Raw genomic sequence first — 21,214 nt, 5'->3', positions numbered from 1 at the left:
TTTTCAAATGCAACTATTTTTTCAAAGATATTTTTTCTTTTTTAAAGGGTGATACTCCTATAGCATTATATATCAATAATATAAAAGATAGCAGTCTGGTACATGATACTTTCACATTATATGAAAATACATTATCATAAAGTTCAATCGTTCTCGGTCAAGTCTTTTATCTGATCAAGGATTTCGGACATCATTCGTCTATCGCGTCTGAAAAATGAGATACCCAGAATGCCGCCTATAATGCATCCAAAAATTACACCGATTAATACGTACTTTGCATCGTATGCGTCAAGATTTTCTACAATAAACCATGACAGCCACAATATCATGAATGGTATACTGAACTTAAGCCAATTAAAATGCATACGTTTCATCCTTATAATATCACTACTAACATCAACAAGATTCCCCTCCATAAGCTGATTAGCATGTATATGCTTATACGTGAAATAATTATAGATAATAGCAATCAAGAAGAATATATCTGTTACAACAACAAACCACCATGACATATTAAGAAGATACCTATTAGCCCATGTACAATAAGGTATGCCTATCATTGCTATGATAGAAATTATCCAACCATTACGAGTGATGTTCTTTGCTTTATTTTTCATTGCATTTCTCATCAAACGGTCGTTTACTATTGTCTCTTTCTCTAATTTGCTCTTTAATATCGACAATTGTTCTCTGAGCTGTTCAAGCTCCATATTTTCATTAAGACATTCCATTTCAATAATTTTTAATCGTTAGACATACTTTTTAGTTTTTCTTTTATCCTCAACAAACGTGACGCTACATTAGTGGTAGATATGCCTATGATGGCTCCGATCTCATCATAACTGATATTCTCAAGCCAAAGTAACACGATTGCTCTATCAAATGGTTGCAACTTGTTAATCCTATCATGTAACTTCTTTACCTGAAAGGTAGCCTCATCCTTATCTTCAAAGATATTGACATCCATGGTAAGAGGTATTGTAGAAAACTTTCTCTTCTTTCTATCAGCAGAGATGCAAGTATTGAGGGCAACACGATAAATCCATGTTCGTACATTGCTATGTGACTTAAAAGATCCAATACCTTTCCATAGATTAATCAGTACTTCCTGGAATAAATCATTGATATCTTCCGAATCATTTGAAAACATATAACACACAGTATAAATAGTGTCCTTGTTTTCTTTCACTATTTGCGCAAATTCTTTTTGTAACGTTTCCATCTGTTTATTATAAAATATGCTTATTAGACGCAGACATAACTTAAAAATCACATCAATTTCTGTTTTTTTACGGAAAAAATAAAAAAGCCACAAAGTATAATAACCTTGTAGCTCTTTTAATTCATATGTTTACTACTTTTTTAGTAAGCTTGCTTCAATATCTCCAGTATCTCTTCGGAAGTCATCTTCTTATAACCACCCATTGGTACTGTAGATTTAGCTATCAATGGCAACATCTCTTCTGTTGCATTCAGGTCGCGCAGACGAGTTACCATTCCACTCTTTTTTATAAAATGCTCTAGGGCATCTATACCGGCTTTGGCCAATTCCTCTTGTGTTTTGCCTTCTTCACTTATATGCCATACCTCTCTGGCAAAACGAGCGAATTTGTGCAGACCGAACTTGCTTACATATCTATAATATGGTATAGATATTGCGGCCAGTCCCATGCCGTGAGCGCAATCCGTATAGGCGCCCAACTGATGTTCTATCATATGGACTTCCCAATCTTGGGCCTTACCAAGGCCGACAAGTGGGTTCATTGCAAGTGATGAGCACCACATCAGGTTACTTCTTGCTTCGTAATCTTCCTTATTTGCTACTGCTACGCGTGTATTATCGATTATTGCGCGCAACAATCCTTCTATTATATAGCTGGATGTTCCGTCATCATCTCCTGCAAAATATGCCTCCATAAGATGTGACATCATATCAAAAATGCCACTTAGCATCTGATATTTTGACACCGAAAAGGTGTACTCCGGGTTGAGTATTGAAAAACGTGGATTGACATCTGCATTAAACACACGGCCCATCTTTATTTTGAGGTCTTCGTTAGTTATGACAGATCCGGCGTTCATTTCAGAACCTGTTCCTGCCATAGTAAGAATCGAAGCTAAAGGCACAAGTTTGTTATCTACAGGTTCAAAATTGGTAAAATAACGCTGCCAGGCATCTCCTTGACAATAAGATGAAACAGATATAGCCTTTGCACAGTCGATAACAGAGCCACCGCCAACAGCCAATATCAGGTCTACATTATTATCTTTAACAAGTTGACATCCCTCAAGAACTTTTTTATAGGTGGGATTGGGCATTACTCCTTGTAACTCAACTACTGTTTTGCCGAGACTTTTGCAAATATCTAGCACCTGATCATAAATACCTATTTTCTTTATAGCTCCCTTGCCATAAGCTAACATTACGGTTTTACCATATTTAGGAAGCTCAGACCTAAGTCCATCCATTGCTGTACGACCAAAGTAAATTTTGGTTGGATTCTCGTAAGTAAAATCTAATTTCATAATTTTCTCCTTTTTATTATATTACGTATACACATTATTATATAATATGTATACACAAATATTCTTCTTATCTGATATCTATGCTATCCTAACTACTAATAAAAACATCTTTATCAGTAATCATCTTAATAAATCTATTTAAAGACCTTTACACGATCTTCTATAGAACTAAACTGTTTTACGTCCGGCTCTGAGAGTGGATTTCCAAAGGGCATTTCTGATATCAACTTCCATGATTCAGGTATAGACCACTCTTTAGCAACATCTTTATCTATCAAGGGATTATAATGCTGTAAATTCACACCAAGTCCCAAGTCTTCAAGCATAGTCCAAATAGCCAACTGGTGCATTGCTGACGTCTGTTGAGACCATACTGGGAAGTTATCGGCATATGAAGGATAAGAATTCTGCAAACCTTTAACTACATTCTGATCTTCAAAGAAAAGAATAGTACCATGACCTGACAGAAAACAGTTATCAATTTTATTTTCGGTGCCTTTAAAGGCATCAGCCGGAACAATATTTCTTAATATATCTTTTGTTATATTCCACAAACGCTTATGATTTTCACCTAATAATACAACCACACGTGTGGATTGTGAATTAAATGCACTTGGCACATTCTTAACTGCGAATTTAACTACTTCTTCTATTTTATCATCACTGACCGGTGACTCATTACCAATGGCATAGAAAGTACGGCGACTCTCCAAAGCCTGCTTAAAGGTTCTTTCCATAATCTGCTACTTTAAAATTATTACATCGCAAAGATATAAATTTAAATATCAATTGTAGTCATTATCACGTCTTTTTTTGATTACAAATGATAAAAACACCATTTTAATAATAATGGGATAATCCATTAATTGAGACAACAATCATGACTCCTATGCTGTTTGAAATGGTATATGTAGGTATAATCATTATATATTAGTGTTAAATACTGATAAAATATTTAATGATAAAAATATTTTTTTCTTGTTAAATACCAGTTATCCAGAAAAAGGTGTACCTTTGCACCGCAAATTTAAAATATATCTATATATGGACAGTGACCCGGCAAATACGAACAATTTAATAACCTGCGCCTAGCGAAAAGGTCGGATCACTCCTATCTTCTCTCTGACGCGTAAAAAGAGAGGAGGTAATTCATGACTTCTTTAACAACATTCTATCTAAGCCGACTTCTCGGCTGCAATATTTTCGATACCCGAGATAATATTTTGGGACGTATTCATGATGTATACATTCGTATACGTCAATCTTCTGATGATTACCAATCAAACAATCCGCAAGTAATAGGATTCGCAGTACATGTGAATGGAAAAAACAGAGATGCGGTACTTGATAATCTACAAATTGTAAAATTTGGAATCCATTATAAGGTGCAATGCCAGTCTATGACGATCGTTGGCCATAATATAGTTTCAGATGGTGTCTTACTGAAAGAAAGTATTTTGGATCAGCAGATTGTAGACCTCAATGGACGAAAGCTGGTTAGAGTAAACGACATCCGGATGGTAACAATCGCGGCTGGAACATTTGTTGTAGCTGTTGATGTAGGTACTGAAGGCCTCTTACGTCGTCTTGGCGTTAGTATGTTCTTCAAAAAAATATTGAAACCTTTCGGAGGTAATATCCCTTCTAAATTTATTCTTTGGGATGATGTTGAAACAATCGACCCTGACACATTCGATATTCAACTATCACAGACTCGTTCGAAACTCAATACAATTCATCCCTCTGATCTTGCTGATATTATTGAGGACATGAGCAAAAATTATCAGACACCAATATTTTCTTCTCTTGATGAAGAACACGCAGCCGATGTATTGGAAGAGTTAAGAGTAAAAGAGCAAGTGCATATCATTGAAAGTCTGCCGCTGGAAAAAGCAGCTGATGTGTTGGAAAAAATGCCTGCCAATGAGGCTGCTGATTTGATGGATCATCTGGAAGACGACAAAACAGAGCAACTGTTGCTCGAGATGGAACCAGAAGTATCAGAAGAAGTAAGAGACCTACTGGAGTATCCAGACGGTACAATAGGTAGCTTGATGACTTCGGATATTCTCACTTTCACGGCAAAGCAAACGGTATCGGAAGCGATCGACCAGATCAGATCAGAAAAACCTGAAATGGAATCTCTTTACAGCTTGTTTGTTGTTGATGAGAAAAACACATTGAAGGGTATTATCACCATGCGTGATTTATTGATAGCAAACCCCCAAATTCCTTTGGAGGGAGTGATGAATACTAATCTGAATTGTGTAAATGACTATGATGGACTTGATGAAATATCCGGTATCGTGTCGAAATATAATTTACTTGCAGTTCCAGTCATCAATGAACATAACGAGTTGGAAGGCATGGTGGTGATCGATGACCTCTTCGATGAATTGCTCGGAAAAAGGAGAGCTTCTTAATTAATCCAACTATTAATATAGCATTCAGGGTGCTATTTAATATACATACAAATTATGACCTTTAAAAAAATTACTAATAATAAATTATTAAAAAAGATAGGATTGTTTCTTGCAATTCTCGGACCGGGAATAATAACAGGCAGTGTGGACAATGATGCCGGAGGTATAACCACTTATTCTGTTGCGGGAGCAATGTATGGCTACAATCTTATCTGGACTTTGATACCATCTTTCTTAGTCTTGTTAGTTGTACAGGAAATGAATGCCCGTATGGGAATTGTGACAGGTAAAGGATTGGCTACTCTTATTCGTGAGAATGCAGGGGTAAAGATAACTTTTTTTATTTTTTTAGGTCTGTTATTAGCAGATATAGGCAATACGACCACTGAATTTGCCGGAGTAGCAGGTAGCCTTGAAATATTTGGGGTCAGCAAATACATTTCGGTGCCTTTGGTTGGTTTCATCGTGTGGATTTTAGTGGTGAAAGGAACATACACCGTTGCTGAGCGTATTTTCCTTATTTTCAGCGTTTCACTGCTTACCTATGTTGTCTCGGCTTTATTAGGGCATCCACATTGGGCTGAGATAGGACATGCGATAGTTATGCCACAAGTCAAAGCTGATGGATCAACAATAGCCATGGTATTAGGATTAGTAGGAACCACAATTGCTCCATGGATGCAGTTTTACATGCAATCTTCTGTGATAGAGAAGAAACTAAAGATCTCTCAATATAATTATGTCATGGCTGATATTATTATCGGGTGTATTGGGACAGTCATTGTAGCCTTCTTCATTATGGTTGCTTGCGCATCTACACTTCACGAGAATAACATTATCATAAACGAAGCTAAAGATGCAGCATTAGCACTAAAGCCACTAGCGGGAGCCTTTGCCTCTCAGTTGTTTGCCTTCGGGTTGTTCATCGCATCTATCTTTTCTGCAACCATATTACCATTAGCTACAGCCTTTTATGTGTGCGAAGCTTTTGGCTTTGATGCGGGAATCAGTAAGAAGTGGGGTGAGGCACAAGAGTTCTACACCCTCTATACAGCCATTATTATCATATCAGTAGGCATTATTCTTTTACCAAAGGCCCCTTTGATAGGTATCTCTATATGGTCGCAGGTAATCAATGCGATATTGCTTCCGGTTGTCCTTATTTGCATGATTATGTTGGTGAATAACAAGAAAATTATGGGCCGGCATATCAACAAGCCCATTATCAATCTCATTGGATGGGTTACGGTTGCCATATTAGTCGGATTATCTCTTATGTTACTCGTGTCAAGTTTCATTGTGAAATAAGAGAAAAACAAGTCTGGAAAATGAAATTTTAGTTCATTAAATGAGGAATTTTTAATGCATCGTTCATAGTACCTATAACATTAAGATTTAATAAAAAAACTACATAAGCAAAAAGTGCTGTGAGTTTATAAATAGGAGACTGTACGAATTGTTCCGTGCAGTCTCTTTGGATTTATATAGGGTAATATTCTTCTAAGTTAGACCTTTTCATTTTTTAAGACTTGGGGAGTAACCTACGTTTGAGTAAAACAACAGCTCTGATTTATTAATGGTGTTGCCTTTCACATATATTTATTAATAATGGGAACTCAATAAAGACTAATTATCTTATGAAATTAGTTTTTAGAGGCTCTTCTGTTTTGGGCATCTCTATACCGGCTTTAATGGCCACGTCTTTGCATTTCAACATAAAAGCCATATTTCTACCTAGAGTTCTCATAATCTGCATGCCTTCTATGTCCTGTTTTACCTCTTCCGGGGTATTACCATGTACCATATTCCAATACTGAGAAGAGACAATTGGCATTTGTGCTAAAGAGAAATACTTATTTATTTCATCTATAGTAGATGTTGTACCAGCTCTTCTGGCAGATGTTACAGCTGCAGCCGGCTTTAAATAAAAACTCTCTTTCCCTCTTCTTAAACCAGCAGTAAAAAGGCGGTCCATTAAAGAAATTAAAGAACCGTTTGCTGATGCATAATATACTGGTGAACCAAATATAAAGCCATCAGCACTAGCCAACTTATCCAAGCATTCGTTAACTTTATCGTCTAAAATACATTTTTTAAGTTCTCCACATTTTCCACAACCGAGGCAACCTGCAATAGGTTTTGTACCAATATAGAAGATTTCAGTATCTATACCCTCCTCATTTAATGTATTAGCTACTTCAGACAATGCTGTATAGGTGCAGCCATTTTTTCGAGGACTGCCGTTTACTAATAAGACTTTCATTATTATATCTTTTTGTTTTTACTAAATGACAAAATTAAACGAAAAAAATCAATTACACAAATAAAAATATCTGTTTTTTTATCATATAAGACATACGGATGTTGTATATCCACAAATAAGTGTTACATTTGCACGTTTTTAAAGATATAGTAAATATGAAAATTAAAAGTACTATGTTTTTCTTGATGCCAGTATTATTTTTATTTAATTCGTGCATCAAGGATGAAGCTTTAAATAGTGAAGCCGATATAACATCATGCAAAGTTGATAACCGAATTTTAATACGAGATCCTGTTATTACAAACGAAAGTGTTAAACTGTATGTGAAAGATTCTGTTGATATTAAAAGTCAAAGTCCGCAATTCACATTAACTGATGGAGCAACAATATCACCTGCCAGTGGTACTACTCTCGATTTTTCCAAACCACAGACTTACATTGTGAAATCTCAGGATGGGAATTGGCAAAAGCCTTATACCGTAGAATTCACATTCTCTAATATGCAGACCCAATATGACTTTGAAAATATAAGATATGGTAATTTATCAGATGATGGAACAGGAAACGCTACAACAGGATTTGATATCTTTTATGACACAAATACAGAGGGCGAAAAAAATGACTGGGGTAGCGGAAATGAGGGGTTTGCTATATTAAACTCAGATAAGCCGGCTAATCAATATCCAACATTCCAAGATGATAATGGATATATCGGAAAGTGTGTTAATATGACTACCCGCAGTACGGGTCAATGGGGAGCTATGTTTGGTACACCTATCGCAGCCGGAAATTTATTTCTAGGTACATTTAATCTAGACCTTTCAATCCCTGCAAAGTCAACTCATTTTGGAATTCCTTTCAAACACACTCCAACAGAACTTGTTGGGTATTATAAATACAAAGCCGGTCCTATATTTACAGATGCTAAGAATAACCCGGTACAGGGAAAAACTGATACATTCGACATTTATGCCGTGCTATATGAAGTAACCAAAGACGTACAGTATCTTGACGGAACCAATTCTCTTACAAGTAGTAATATAGTTGCAATAGCTCGTATAACAGATAAAAAAGAGACTGATACATGGACTCGTTTTGCAATACCATTTGTTATAAGAGATGGCAAAAGTATAGATGCCGATAAACTACAAAATGGGAATTATAACATTTCTATAATAATGTCATCAAGTGAAGATGGAGCAGCATTCAACGGAGCTGTTGGAAGTTCATTATGTGTTGATGAAATGCAATTGTTCTACAAATAGAAAATAAGAAATGAAAAGAATATTATTAATTACATACATTATAGTATGTTATGTATCAGCTGCATCTGCAGATAAGACGCATATAGATACGTACAACAGTCAAGATTGGGAATATGAGTTGAATTGTGGTATAAACATAGGAGGAACAGCTCCTTTATCCATACCACGTGAAATACGATCCATAGATAGTTATAATCCGAGATTCAACGGAGTAATTGGAGGTGATGTAACAAGGTGGCTAAATAAATATTCTCATTGGGGATTATCTGCCGGGCTACTTATAGAATCAAAAAGTATGCACACCGGAGCAACGGTAAAAAGTTATCATACGGAAGTCTCATACGACGATAATAGCAAAGTTAGCGGCTACTGGACTGGATATGTAAATACTAAATATAGTAATACATTCATCACAGTACCTATTCTTGCTAATTACAGACTAGACAGTAGATGGAAATTTCGTGCAGGCATCTATCTTTCTTACGCTATTCACCGTGACTTCTCAGGCTATGTGACTGATGGATACTTACGGCAGAATACACCTGTTGGCCAAAAGATACTTTTTACAGATGGTAAACGTGGTACATATGATTTTTCTGATAATCTGCGCAGATTGCAACCGGGATTACAAATCGGAGGATCATGGATGAGTAAAAAACACCTTTGTCTAAATGCAGACATGTCTTTTGGCATGAGTAATATATTTGAGAGCAGTTTCAAAACTGTAACCTTTAATATGTATCCTATCTACCTAAGACTTGGTTGGTCGTATAAATTCTAAAAAAAGAGCATCACGTCAATTTGCTTAACGTGATGCTCTTTATTTTACCATTAAACATAATGCCATCATGGGCATCTTCTGCTCCAAAAGAATTGACTTTATATTGAACACATATTATTATTTCGATTTCACCTGTATTTTTCAATGCTTGTTTTGCATCTGATGCAACCCTAACAATACTGCCTTCTGAATTTTTTCTATTTCTTTAATAATCGTATTTTATTAATCATTTATTATTAATATCATTTGCAAAGTTACTGTTATAAAGCATATTAAACAAGTAGGCACGTAAAGTTAAGTCAGTTACTATTTCGAGAAACAAGCACATTATAAATTTAAGTTTTACATAGTTTAACAAAATATTTTTACGACATGCGCACTCTTTAAATAATATTAGTTACTTTTGTATACTAAAGAATAAATGATTATGACAAAAAACGAAATAAAAGAATCACTAAACTCTAGATGCCCTGTACGTAATGTACTTTCTCGTATAGGAAACAAATGGTCTATGCTAATATTCTTTACTCTTAATGGAAATGGCACAATGAGATTCAATGAGTTACAACGTAAAATACCTGATATATCACAGAAAATGCTGACAACAACCTTAAGAACTCTTGAAGCAGATGGTCTTATTTACCGTAAAGTATATCCAGAAGTTCCTCCGAAAGTAGAATATAGTTTAACAGAACGTGGAAAGTCTTTAATTCCAATTATAAATAATCTTTTATTGTGGGCAAAACAAAATATGAATGATATTATAGAAGAACGGAAACAGCATATAACTAAATAAAAAGCTAGTTATAAGCGATTATTTTTCCCATCTTAAAAATATAATTTTGAATAGTAAAATATTAAATTAAAGCATTAAATGATTATATGGTGTTAACAAATCATATTTTTAATCTAGTGCATTATATTATAAATGCTTTATCCATATTTTACAAACATAAGACGAATTAATTAAAGCACCTATACTTATGTTTCTTAATTAAGTAGATATTAATTCATAATTGAAAATACAAATTTACTGGTATCATACCCTCTTTTATGTGCTTCTGTAATAATTTTTTCTATCGTATCTTGAGAGAGACTTGTATTTCGTGATAATATCCATAAATAATCAGAATTACCGGCACCGACTAAAGACCACTGATAATCATTATCAATCATTAGTACTCTGTAGTCTGAATAGAATTTCCAAAAGAATGATACACGTAGTAGCCCTTGCATGGATGTGGTTTTTGCATGACCTATTATTCTACTTCTAATACCCTTTTTAGTATTCCATCCTGAATTTTCGACCTTAATTGATCCATCTTCTTTCAAAGAATATTCAGCCATAACATCTGTTAAACCACGTTCAAATCTATTTTCAAAGCGTGCCAGTTCATACCAAACGCCAAGATATCTTTCTATTTCTAAATTTTCTACTGGTTTTATATCTAAATGATCAGATCTTCTTTTGCTAAAAAAACTTTTCATATTAAACCCTCCTTATGTTTCATTTATTATTCTTCTATCATTGTACTTAAAGTTATCAAGTTTATTTCCGGCCAAGCGCCAAGCCTGAATGGAACAGTACCACCAATTCCTAATGAAACACACAAAGTTTGCATTCCTTCTTTATATATTCCACCCCATTCCCTGAAAGCCAATCTTGATGGAGAAAGGTGACCAATCTTTAATTGCATACCATGAGTATGTCCAGACAAGGTCAATTGTATATTTGTTTTAGGTAATACTTCACGACGCCAATGCGTTGGATCATGACTTAGCAAAACTTTAAAGGCATCTTTTGGTATTCCTTTTATAGTTTTCTTCAAATTCCCATAAGATGGGAATGGAGGTACGCTGTCATTTTCGACACCAAGTATGTAAATATATGAGTCACCACGATTTATTTTGCGATTCTCATTAAGCAATAAATCCCATCCCATCTTTGCTTCAATACTTTTAACTGCTTCAATGTTCTTTTTCAACCTGGATATAGTAGTATTCTCCCTACTATATTTACAGTAGTCATGATTTCCAAGTATAGAAATAACGCCATCAGGAGCTTTAAGATTTGACAATATTTCTATATATGGTTCTATTTCTTTCGCATCAGCATTGACTATATCACCTGTAAAGACTATCATATCAGGATGCAGACTTCGTACCTTTACAACAACAGATCGTATGAGTTTCTTACGATTTTCGAATGTCCCTAAATGAAGATCTGTAATCTGCAATATTTTGTATCCGCTAAATTCTGAAGGCAAATCACGGGATTCTATTTTTATGTCTCTAACCTTAAGCATTCGCCAACCAAATACAAAACCATATGCAAAAAGTACACAACTAATAACAGCGAGTGTTATTCCTACCATATTAGGTATATTAGTTGAAACATGCAATATAGAGTTGATAGCAATACCTAAAACAGATGATATAACGAACAAAAATTTTGGTATTGCTATACAAGTAAATAATCCAAAGAAAATCCGAATACGGTTTATATTATAGACTCCAACAGCAGCGATTATCATCAACAGTATAGCAGCCAATGTTGGTAACCAATATAAAGTACTCCATAACATACCAATATTACAATTGATGAATTCAGACCATATATAGTAATCTGGTAATACAAACAGAGCAACTATCAATAGGGATACTAATATCATCATGGGCGTTTTATATTTTGTAGTTACGGCAAAGATAATATTTTTCACTTAATGACAATAGTATTTACAATAATTTATACATATAAAAACATAGCGAGACATGCAATAATCAACTTATCATTTAGTTATATAAACAAAATGAATATAATTAATGACTTTATACATATATATCACAGTATCTGCTTTTATTATAAGTGCCTTATGCGGATTTGTGTTTATTCCCATCATATTAAATTTCTGCAAAGAAAAGAGGCTATACGATATTCCCAATTACAGGAAATCACACAAGAATGCCATTCCAAGACTTGGAGGTATATCATTCATACCTAGTATGCTTGTGGCATTCATCATTGCGTTAAGCCTTCTCTGTTATAATAGTAATCATAATTTGACAATAAACTTATGGAGTCTTTACTTTCTAGTAGGTATCCTTCTTATATATGGGATAGGCATTATAGATGACCTAATTGGTCTTCCTGCTATGCTAAAATTCATTGTACAAATTATTGCAGCTTGCTTTATGCCTTTATCAGGACTTTATATAAACAATATGTATGGTTTTTGTGGAATATGGGAGATCCCATTATATATCGGTTGCCCAATAACAGTGCTTATCATAGTTTTTATAACTAATTCTATTAATCTTATCGACGGAATAGACGGACTGGCAGGCGGTATTGTCATAATAGCATTAACTGGATTTGGGTATCTGTTCGCATTGCAAGGAGTTTGGGCGTATGTTATATTAATATCCGGACTTATTGGTGTACTAGTGCCATATCAATATTTCAACATACTAGGTAAAGTTGAAAACAATAGGAAAATTTTCATGGGAGACTCAGGTAGTCTTACATTAGGTTTTATATTGGGGTTCCTCTTCGTAAAATATTCGATGAACAACCCTTACGTAATGCCATATAGAAAAGACGGTCTGCTATTGGCTTACACACTTCTAGTTGTGCCGACATTCGATGTAGCAAGGGTAATTCTTATAAGACTACGTAATAAGAAGCCCATTTTTGGTGCTGATAAAAATCACATACATCATAAACTGATGAGGACTGGAATGAATCAGCATCAGACAACAATTTCTATATTAGCTATTTCAACCCTATTCATTATAATTAATACGGCACTTTATCATTTATGTTATACTAAATTCATTGTCTTAATAGATATAATAATATACACAGGATTACATTGGGTTGTAGATTTGATATTAAAAAAGAAAATGAAAAGTTCAGATGCATTAAAACATTACGGGTAAAACTTTTTATTGGGTCTGCTATACTCTACTATGGTACATATATTCACGACACTACGTCGAATATAGAAGTAATTCATAAGATAGTGATTCTGGCCGCAGCCTATCATGAGTAGTTTTCTATGATGCTTAAGAGCTATTAGTTGAACAGATTTTATATGACATTTTTATTATCAAAATTACGCATTAATTTCACCAAATATTGATATATAGGGTTTTTCCCCTAGCATTTTAGGGAAATTCCTTTCTATATAACGTATTTTTATAGTTTCTTTGTAACGTGATAAATAAAAGAACAATTTAAAACATACGATTATGAAAAAGTTTATAATAGCCTTAACAACTCTTTTTATGATAGCTGTATCAACTAACGCAATGAGTTACGAGCAGGCACGTAACGAAGCCCTATTCCTAACAGACAAGATGGCATACGAGTTAAACCTTACAGACGATCAGTATGAGGCTGCTTATGAAGTTAACCTTGACTATCTGATGAGTGTAGGCAGCTATGATGACATAAATGGACCATATTGGACTAGACGTAATCTAGACTTGAGTTATATACTCTATGACTGGCAGTACAATATGTTCAGCAATGCAGTTTATTTCTACAGTCCTCTATATTGGGGTGGAGGATATTGGCACTTCCGTATATACTCACGTTACCCACAAAGGAGTTATTACTATTTCGGCAGACCATCTTTTTACGCTTCTTATCGTGGAATTCATAGTTGGAGATATAATGGAGGACGTAGTTATTATCAAGGGCGTTCTTTTGGAAGGAACGAATATGGTATGAGAGACGGATTTGACAATGGAAGAAATCGTAGTGGTACTTTCAATCATAGTGATTTTGACAATCAGAACAGATTTAATAATAACCATAGATTTGGCAATACCAGATATGGACATGAGAGTTCTACACGCACCACTGTGACGCATAATAATGATTTAAACAATTCAGATTTCGGTGGTAGCCGCTCTCCTTCTGGTGGTAACAGGGGCGTATTCAATAATGGAGGTCAGAATTCAAACTCTTTCAAATCATCTGGTACTACTCCTACATCAAGATCTTTCAGCACACCTAGCCGCAGTAATTCTTCTTCTGGATTTGAGAGAGGAAATTCGAACTTTGGAGGATCAAGAAATAATGGAAGTTCAAAATCTAATGAAAACGGCACAAACGGAGGTGGACACTTTGGTGGAGGACGCAGGTAAGTGATTATTTGGATGCCAAATATTTCAATTGACTATAGAAATTGATATAATCGATGGGAGCGATATTTTCGCTCCCATCTTTTTTATTGATTACGAAATGATCTACCTTAATACCTTTGCCACTTATATTCAACTCCCTTGATGTCGTAATAACAACAGAAAGTTTCTTGTTATTTTCCATAAGTCTCTTTATTGGACTCAAGTCTTTACTGTCATAGTCTTCGATTATTGCCAATACATAATGATTTATATCACATACAAAATTAATATTTGTTGCTATAGTATACTTCCTTAAATTTTCAGGAATTATGCCTAATATCCATTCGGTCTTTCCGCTGTATCTTGCTTGTGACTCAAGAATAAGTATTCTATTATTCTGAAAAGAAGGTCTTGTTAACGATTTATACATATCTACGGCCCATGACGTGAAGGTGTCTGCAAAATATGCACTATCGTTTGTTGACAATAGTCTTGCAAAATCTCCTATTCGATCCTTCCTGTCCCAATCAGGAAGAATTGAATCAAAATCTTTTATAGGGTCATAAATTGCTTTACCTACATAGTTGTCTAGAATCCACTTAAACTGATTATATGTAATGTATGTTAATCCATCATTGACATATTTTACGAGTAAATCATTAAATCTGTCGTCTACGGTTCTCCAATTTACAGACTCAGGCAATGCATTTTTTAAACTAACCTTCACTCGTCCTTCCAGGCACCTAAGAAGTGTATTGTATCTGAATTCATACCTGCTATTTAAAAATCCACATACCTTATTTTCAATGTCCGGTATATCTTTTTTAAGTTTTTTATTCTTTATCTCGGGTACAAGTATACCCATATCCATAGGTTCAAAATTTTCCACATTACGGAAAAAGCAATCAGGATCATACCCTACAAAACTTAGTCTCGTAACATCAATATATTTATCATCAGCCTGCAAATTGAACATCTGTTCAAAATATTCCTGAAGCGGATGATAAATCATTTTGTGTTCATCCATACCTGTATTTACTAATACAAATACACGAAATCCCATTCCGCTCTTTGTTACATAAAATCCTATGACAGATGGTATATCACGGCATATATCACGACATTGGTCTATCCTCTCCATTCCCTTCTCATCATGAGAAATAACTTTATTAAAATCAATACAGACAATGTGATTATATCTTACCACATTAGCAGCCTCATCACCACCAGTGAACGTTACACTTACACCAAAAGCAGGCAGGCGCTTCTTTAGTTCATCCATACCCATAGCCTCATTTTGGCATTTTTCAACTATATCGCGCCAGTATCCAGTGCGTATGCGATGCATAAGTTCCGTCCATTCAATAGCAAAAATCTCTATATGGTCTTTTTGGTGGAATAGTGTTAATTTCATTTTATCTTAAGATTTGGGTTTTCTCGAATAAATTGCAACTGATCAGGCGACAGAATATTAGCAAACCTAATATCCAAATAGAAAAGCAAAAGAGCAGCCATTGTACTGCGTGGTGACGATGAATGCTTTGACAGCCACATTATATAGTCGATTACTTCATCATCGGATATATCAATAGCACATATGTCAGGACTAGTATTAACATACCAACAAAATTCTCTTACAAGCATTACCGGATTTTCTTTCGCATTACGTATTATGCGTTTCAGTATATTTGATTTGCATATACTAGTGTCATAATAACTAAAGAGCCCTATTGTATGAACATCACGCACAAAACGTATCTTAAACCATATCGGTCCAGGGCATCCTTTGTTCCATATCATATCCTTACTGATATAAGGTCGATATCCTATGTTGCCTAAAGAGTAGATGAGATCTTCTTCACTTATACTGTCGTTTGCAATAGTACATAAATGATGAGCCAGACTTTCAGAGCAAAGAGGAAACAAGTGTTTAGCCGGTATTACATACTGGTCTAGAATCTGGCTCAATTCTCTAAATGTAAGTCTATCCATAATACATCATAATATCAATATTCTCACTTCTCCATTTGCCATCTTCGATATTTCACTCATAGTCTTATTATAATATACCGCCTGAATCGCTTTATTTATTATTCCATGACCTACAGCTAATACATGCTTGTCCTTATAGGATGCCTTTATATATGTAATAAAGTTGTGTGCCCTAGCTATCATGTGTTCAAGGGTTTCTATATCGTCAGGCCACACTTTATCTTTAAGGTCCGGTATAAACTCACCAGTAAATCCACCCCAGTCACGTTCACGCAGCAATTGTATTTTCTCCACTTCAAGACTGTGTGGTTGAGCTATTATCAAAGCCGTATCAACAGAACGCTGCAGATCGCTTGAAACTATAGCGTCGAAATGAGATTTTTTTAAGTTATCTCTCACTTTTTCCGCCTGAAGAATACCATTTGGAGTCAATTGCCCATCTGTCTGCCCCTGCAATATTTGATTTACATTATCTACTGTTTCTCCGTGCCGTACTAAATATAAATAAGTCATATAAAAATATTTTCCTACAAAATTACAGAAAAATTTCTATTTTAAGCACAATCTCATTAAATTTGCGTAATATTGTGTAAACAAATTATTATATGAAAATATTACAAAGTTCTATTTTTCGCGCTATATGCGCAATTATCATCGGGATACTACTCATAAAATACCCTGATAAGACCATTACAGGCATTACGATTTGTATTGGTATTCTTTTTATCTTACCTGGCGTATTTTCTGTCGCCACATACTTGTCAACCAGAAAGAATGCAAGACCTGAACAGTTGTTAGATGCTAACGGTAAAATAATATCCGGTGGAAATCCATCATTACCTATTGCTGGATTAGGTAGTATTATATTAGGACTTTTTCTTACTCTTATGCCTGACACATTTGTATCTCTACTGATGTATCTACTTGGAGCAATAATAATATTAGGTGCAATAAATCAATTTATTATGCTTGTAAATTTGAAAAAGATTAGCGATATATCTTGGGCATTCTATTTAGCCCCATCAATAATACTGCTTACAGGACTATTCGTTCTTATATACCCAATAGAATCAGCAAGTCTGCCTCTCATTATAATAGGTTGCTGCTGTATCGTATACGGAGTTTCTGAATGTATAAATGCATATAAGGACTATAAGCTTAGAAAAGAAAACATATCTCTATAGTAGTCAGCTTTTTTTTCAATCTTCATTGGATATGCCCTAGAAGAACTTGGCATTCGGTAGAGACGCATTTGTCTGCCTGCATAATCAAACTCAGTGTAACTACCTACTTTTGGTTGCAAAATTGAGAAACGTTCAACAATCTGATCCGTAGCCTTTTGCCCTGTAGTTATTATTGTATGACAATAAGGCATAGCCATTAACATAGCATTTATATCAGTCCTCTCAACAATTTCCAGGTCTTTGTCAGATGCTGTATTCTTAATTCTTCGCACAGCAATAGCAGTATCATATATAGCTATTCTCTTCTGTTTTAAAAAAGAAATTATAGACTGACGGTCAAAACATTTTTCATCTTTGATAATAAAATGTTCTTTATCAGAAAAGAACACTAATCCAAAGATACGCCACATATCATTTATAAAATTAGGGTAGAAAAAATCCATACACCAACGTTTCTTTGAAGGAGGAAAACTGCCAAGCATAAGCAATCGTGCACCATCAGGAATAAAAGGCTGCAATGGATGATATTCTATTTCTATGTTATCTGTACTCATAATTATTTGAATGCAAATATCGCTATTTTTAATCAGTATACAAAATAAATATGAAAAATATTTGCATCGATGAAAAATAGTTAGTACCTTTGCAGCTCGAAAGAATATAATAATTTTAGATAAATAATAAAATGAGAAAAGGAATTCATCCAGAAAACTATCGCCCCGTCGTATTTAAGGATATGTCCAACGGTGATATGTTCCTATCAAAGTCTACATGCAAGACTACAGAAACAGTAGAATTTGAAGGCGAAACTTACCCAATGGTAAAAATAGAAATCTCTAGTACATCTCACCCGTTCTACACAGGTAAGAATAAGCTTGTCGATACAGCAGGTCGCGTAGACAAGTTCATGAACCGTTACGGTAAAGCTAGCAAGAAATAAGATATACAATCAATATTAGAAATGCGTTGAATAGTTGCATATATTCAACGCATTTTTGTTTATATACTAAAAAAAACGGATTAAGACCCCAAAAAAGGTAGTCAACCGGTTCAATAAAGCCCCCAAACGTTCATAAAGAATCATTATCATTCCTCAAGGCATCACATTTTCTCTTTATTTTTTTGTATTAATACAAGACAAATAAATACATTCTATTTTTTTTACGATACACTTATCTTTTTGCATTATGTTTTACAATGCAAAAAGACAACATTCAAGAATTGAGCATATAAGTCAACGGCCTATTATACACGATAATAAGTTTATTTTTAGCATATAAAAACCATTAGCGCAATAATATAAGATACAATTTGCTATTTGGCTTTCAAAATACGTTATGTTAATAATATGTAATGTCCTTGCAGTTAATTAATTATTTAGTATTTTTGTAAACCATTATATAATAAACACAGAAGAATTAGAATAAAGATGAAAACAATTTATGATTTCACTGTCAAAGACAGAAAAGGCAATGATGTAACACTTAAGGAATACACAAATGAGGTATTGCTTATTGTGAATACAGCCACAAAATGCGGTTTTACACCACAGTATGAAGAACTGGAAAAGCTATATGAAAGATTTCATAGTAGAGGTTTTGAGATACTGGACTTCCCTTGTAACCAATTCGGTCAACAAGCTCCTGGAACGGATGACACTATTCATAATTTCTGTAAGCTAAACTATGGTACAGAATTTCCTCGTTTCAAGAAAATAAAAGTCAACGGAGATGAAGCAGAACCTCTATACAAATATCTAAAAGAACAAAAGAGCTTTGCAGGATGGGATATGTCACACCCTATAGCAAAAATTCTAGATGATATGCTATCCAAAGAAGATCCTGAATATAAAGAAAAACCAGACATAAAATGGAATTTCACGAAGTTCCTTATAAATAAATTTGGATTAGTAGAAGCTCGTTACGAACCAACAGAGAAAATTGATAATATCGCAAACAAGATAGAGGAATTACTAAATAAATAAGAGTTACTTATGGAGAAAATAGAAAAGGTCCGTTGCCTCATTGTAGGTAGTGGTCCTGCTGGATATACTGCTGCTATATACGCTGCCCGTGCCAACCTGAAACCTGTGGAATATGCTGGAATACAACCAGGTGGTCAACTTACTCAGACCACTGAGGTAGAGAATTTCCCAGGATATCCAAATGGCGTGGATGGAAATCAAATGATGATGGATATGCGCGAGCAGGCTGAGCGTTTCGGTTGCGACATACGCGATGGCGAGATTGTAAAAGCCGACCTCTCTAAGTCTCCTTATCAACTAACTACAGATGAAGGGAATATCATTGAAGCAGAAACTGTTATAATAGCAACAGGAGCTTCAGCTAAATATTTAGGTTTGCCTGACGAGAAAAAATATAACGGAAAAGGGGTTTCAGCATGTGCTACATGTGACGGATTTTTCTATCGTAAAAAGACTGTAGCCGTCGTTGGTGGTGGTGATACAGCATGCGAAGATGCATTATATCTTTCTGGACTTGCCAATAAAGTATATCTGATAGTACGAAAAACTTTCTTGCGCGCATCAAAGGTAATGCAGCAACGTGTTGCCGACAAAGAGAACATCGAAATACTTTTCGAACACAACACTCTCGGGTTATTTGGTGAAGATGGTGTAGAAGGAGCTCATCTTATAAAACGCAAGGGAGAAGCTGATGAAAAGCTTGTTGATATAGCTATTGACGGGTTCTTCCTAGCCATTGGTCACAAACCGAATTCTGATGTATTCAAAGAATGGCTTGAAACAGATAAAATAGGTTATATAAAGACTATTGCAGGAACTCCAAAAACAAAAATACCTGGAATATATGCAGCAGGAGATATAGCCGACCCACATTACCGACAAGCTATAACAGCTGCCGGCAGTGGCTGTAAGGCTGCGATTGAAGCAGACCGTTATCTATCTGAGATAGGAAAATAATATTAGATGTTCAGTAGTTCACTGAAGTCATTTATAATATAATCGGCATGAGACTGCACTAGTTGCACTCTCGTGCCATTTCCATATGTGACCCCACAAGTAAGACTTCCAGCTGATTTACCCATTTCTATATCGAATGTGGTATCCCCTACGACAATTGATTCATCCGGTTTACATTTCGTTTCTTCTAATATATTATAAACCATATCAGGGAAAGGTTTTGCTCTATCTACATCAGAAGCACTGACTACAAATGAAATGTATTTATTAAGTTTCATCTCGTCAATAAAATTCAAAAGAGATTGTCTACGCCTGCTACTTGCTATAGTTATTATGCATCCACTTTCATATAACTTTTTTATAGTATCCAGTACATTAGGAAATACAGGAACAGCACCAGGCACATTATTCTTCGCAAAGATTCTAGTATATGTTTCAGCACACAGGTTTCCCATATCATCATCCATAGGTATAAGATCCGTGAATGTCTGTTTCAATGGTAATCCTATCATTGAAGCACACTGATTATCTGTACGTTTTGGAAGTCCCAATTCAGCTATAGTTTGCTGCATTGTCTTCACTATCAGACTACGGGTATCACCCATAGTTCCATCAAAATCTAATATATAAGTTTTAACCATAATTCTATATTATAACATTGCCTTTGTTAAATAAAAAGGGCCTCGCTGTCTCAGCGTGACCCTTT

Annotated in this window: 23 protein-coding genes; 11 read left to right on the top strand and 12 right to left on the bottom strand. The window is 34.8% G+C overall.

The window, feature by feature from the left end; genetic code table 11:
* Positions 1 to 143: 143 nt before the first annotated feature.
* The 4 genes from XYLOR_RS01390 to XYLOR_RS01375 all read right to left on the bottom strand — a co-directional run bounded on the left by XYLOR_RS01390 (position 144) and on the right by XYLOR_RS01375 (position 3,263).
* Positions 144 to 731: a hypothetical protein gene (locus XYLOR_RS01390; RefSeq protein ID WP_036876311.1), complete on the bottom strand. Its 588-nt coding sequence runs from the start codon at positions 729 to 731 to the stop codon at positions 144 to 146.
* Positions 732 to 742: 11 nt separating this feature from the next.
* Positions 743 to 1,222, bottom strand: coding sequence for an RNA polymerase sigma factor (locus XYLOR_RS01385; protein WP_036876308.1), 480 nt, complete (start codon positions 1,220 to 1,222; stop codon positions 743 to 745).
* Between the two features lie 140 nt (positions 1,223 to 1,362).
* The gene (locus tag XYLOR_RS01380) at positions 1,363 to 2,526 is read right to left on the bottom strand and encodes an iron-containing alcohol dehydrogenase (RefSeq protein WP_036876306.1); all 1,164 of its coding nucleotides are present in this window, start codon (positions 2,524 to 2,526) and stop codon (positions 1,363 to 1,365) included.
* Positions 2,527 to 2,660: 134 nt separating this feature from the next.
* Complete coding sequence (locus XYLOR_RS01375; protein WP_036876304.1) at positions 2,661 to 3,263, bottom strand: nitroreductase family protein; 603 nt, start codon at positions 3,261 to 3,263, stop codon at positions 2,661 to 2,663.
* Positions 3,264 to 3,677: 414 nt separating this feature from the next.
* Between XYLOR_RS01375 and XYLOR_RS01370 the strand changes: the two genes are divergently transcribed.
* Entirely contained in the window at positions 3,678 to 4,949 is a 1,272-nt protein-coding gene (locus tag XYLOR_RS01370) for a magnesium transporter MgtE N-terminal domain-containing protein (RefSeq protein WP_036876302.1), read from the top strand.
* A gap of 54 nt (positions 4,950 to 5,003) precedes the next feature.
* The gene (locus XYLOR_RS01365) at positions 5,004 to 6,257 is read left to right on the top strand and encodes an Nramp family divalent metal transporter (protein WP_036876300.1); all 1,254 of its coding nucleotides are present in this window, start codon (positions 5,004 to 5,006) and stop codon (positions 6,255 to 6,257) included.
* Between the two features lie 322 nt (positions 6,258 to 6,579).
* Here XYLOR_RS01365 and XYLOR_RS01360 read toward each other — a convergent pair whose 3' ends face one another.
* Entirely contained in the window at positions 6,580 to 7,212 is a 633-nt protein-coding gene (locus XYLOR_RS01360; RefSeq protein ID WP_036876298.1) for a flavodoxin family protein, read from the bottom strand.
* 155 nt (positions 7,213 to 7,367) lie between these two features.
* Here XYLOR_RS01360 and XYLOR_RS01355 point away from each other — a divergent pair, with 155 nt between their 5' ends.
* From XYLOR_RS01355 to XYLOR_RS01340, 3 genes are all read left to right on the top strand, one after another.
* Positions 7,368 to 8,477: a PCMD domain-containing protein gene (locus XYLOR_RS01355; RefSeq protein ID WP_036876297.1), complete on the top strand. Its 1,110-nt coding sequence runs from the start codon at positions 7,368 to 7,370 to the stop codon at positions 8,475 to 8,477.
* 10 nt (positions 8,478 to 8,487) lie between these two features.
* Positions 8,488 to 9,258, top strand: a complete 771-nt coding sequence (locus XYLOR_RS01350) for a porin family protein (RefSeq protein ID WP_036876296.1) — start codon at positions 8,488 to 8,490, stop codon at positions 9,256 to 9,258.
* A gap of 427 nt (positions 9,259 to 9,685) precedes the next feature.
* Positions 9,686 to 10,054 carry a winged helix-turn-helix transcriptional regulator gene (locus XYLOR_RS01340; protein WP_036876294.1) on the top strand — a complete coding sequence of 123 codons (369 nt, stop codon included), beginning with the start codon at positions 9,686 to 9,688 and terminating at the stop codon, positions 10,052 to 10,054.
* Between the two features lie 209 nt (positions 10,055 to 10,263).
* On the opposite strand, the gene XYLOR_RS01335 is transcribed toward XYLOR_RS01340, so the two are convergent.
* A complete protein-coding gene (locus tag XYLOR_RS01335; protein ID WP_036876292.1) occupies positions 10,264 to 10,746 on the bottom strand; it encodes a lipocalin family protein in 483 nt (160 codons plus the stop codon).
* Between the two features lie 26 nt (positions 10,747 to 10,772).
* Entirely contained in the window at positions 10,773 to 11,933 is a 1,161-nt protein-coding gene (locus XYLOR_RS01330) for a metallophosphoesterase (RefSeq protein WP_036876291.1), read from the bottom strand.
* Between the two features lie 148 nt (positions 11,934 to 12,081).
* Here XYLOR_RS01330 and XYLOR_RS01325 point away from each other — a divergent pair, with 148 nt between their 5' ends.
* Together XYLOR_RS01325 and XYLOR_RS01320 are read left to right on the top strand one after the other, a co-directional pair.
* Entirely contained in the window at positions 12,082 to 13,197 is a 1,116-nt protein-coding gene (locus tag XYLOR_RS01325) for an MraY family glycosyltransferase (protein WP_036876288.1), read from the top strand.
* A 312-nt stretch (positions 13,198 to 13,509) separates the two neighbouring features.
* Positions 13,510 to 14,412, top strand: a complete 903-nt coding sequence (locus XYLOR_RS01320) for a hypothetical protein (protein WP_036876286.1) — start codon at positions 13,510 to 13,512, stop codon at positions 14,410 to 14,412.
* 4 nt (positions 14,413 to 14,416) lie between these two features.
* Here XYLOR_RS01320 and XYLOR_RS01315 read toward each other — a convergent pair whose 3' ends face one another.
* The 3 genes from XYLOR_RS01315 to XYLOR_RS01305 are packed head-to-tail and all read right to left on the bottom strand — an operon-like array spanning position 14,417 to position 16,896.
* Positions 14,417 to 15,805 (bottom strand): BT4734/BF3469 family protein, encoded by a 1,389-nt coding sequence (locus XYLOR_RS01315; RefSeq protein WP_036876284.1) that lies wholly within the window; start codon positions 15,803 to 15,805, stop codon positions 14,417 to 14,419.
* A complete protein-coding gene (locus tag XYLOR_RS01310; protein WP_036876282.1) occupies positions 15,802 to 16,383 on the bottom strand; it encodes a hypothetical protein in 582 nt (193 codons plus the stop codon). Before XYLOR_RS01310 ends, XYLOR_RS01315 begins: the two co-directional genes overlap by 4 nt.
* 6 nt (positions 16,384 to 16,389) lie before the next feature.
* Positions 16,390 to 16,896 (bottom strand): histidine phosphatase family protein, encoded by a 507-nt coding sequence (locus tag XYLOR_RS01305; protein ID WP_036876280.1) that lies wholly within the window; start codon positions 16,894 to 16,896, stop codon positions 16,390 to 16,392.
* A gap of 92 nt (positions 16,897 to 16,988) precedes the next feature.
* Here XYLOR_RS01305 and XYLOR_RS01300 point away from each other — a divergent pair, with 92 nt between their 5' ends.
* Entirely contained in the window at positions 16,989 to 17,567 is a 579-nt protein-coding gene (locus tag XYLOR_RS01300; RefSeq protein ID WP_036876277.1) for an HdeD family acid-resistance protein, read from the top strand.
* On the opposite strand, the gene XYLOR_RS01295 is transcribed toward XYLOR_RS01300, so the two are convergent.
* Positions 17,534 to 18,121 (bottom strand): uracil-DNA glycosylase family protein, encoded by a 588-nt coding sequence (locus XYLOR_RS01295; RefSeq protein WP_245601932.1) that lies wholly within the window; start codon positions 18,119 to 18,121, stop codon positions 17,534 to 17,536. The genes XYLOR_RS01300 and XYLOR_RS01295 overlap by 34 nt on opposite strands.
* A 131-nt stretch (positions 18,122 to 18,252) precedes the next feature.
* Between XYLOR_RS01295 and XYLOR_RS01290 the strand changes: the two genes are divergently transcribed.
* From XYLOR_RS01290 to trxB, 3 genes are all read left to right on the top strand, one after another.
* Positions 18,253 to 18,507, top strand: a complete 255-nt coding sequence (locus XYLOR_RS01290; RefSeq protein WP_036876273.1) for a type B 50S ribosomal protein L31 — start codon at positions 18,253 to 18,255, stop codon at positions 18,505 to 18,507.
* A 489-nt stretch (positions 18,508 to 18,996) separates the two neighbouring features.
* Positions 18,997 to 19,551 (top strand): glutathione peroxidase, encoded by a 555-nt coding sequence (locus XYLOR_RS01285; protein WP_036876271.1) that lies wholly within the window; start codon positions 18,997 to 18,999, stop codon positions 19,549 to 19,551.
* Positions 19,552 to 19,560: 9 nt separating this feature from the next.
* A complete protein-coding gene (gene trxB, locus XYLOR_RS01280) occupies positions 19,561 to 20,508 on the top strand; it encodes a thioredoxin-disulfide reductase (protein WP_036876270.1) in 948 nt (315 codons plus the stop codon).
* Positions 20,509 to 20,510: 2 nt separating this feature from the next.
* Here the strand turns inward: trxB and XYLOR_RS01275 are convergent, their stop codons facing one another.
* On the bottom strand, positions 20,511 to 21,149 hold the full coding sequence (locus XYLOR_RS01275) for an HAD family hydrolase (protein ID WP_036876269.1): 639 nt from the start codon (positions 21,147 to 21,149) through the stop codon (positions 20,511 to 20,513).
* Positions 21,150 to 21,214 lie beyond the last annotated feature (65 nt).

This window comes from Xylanibacter oryzae DSM 17970, assembly GCF_000585355.1.
Lineage (GTDB): Bacteria > Bacteroidota > Bacteroidia > Bacteroidales > Bacteroidaceae > Prevotella > Prevotella oryzae.
Note: the sequence above shows the minus strand (reverse complement) of the source record. Positions and strands in the feature narration are given on the sequence as shown.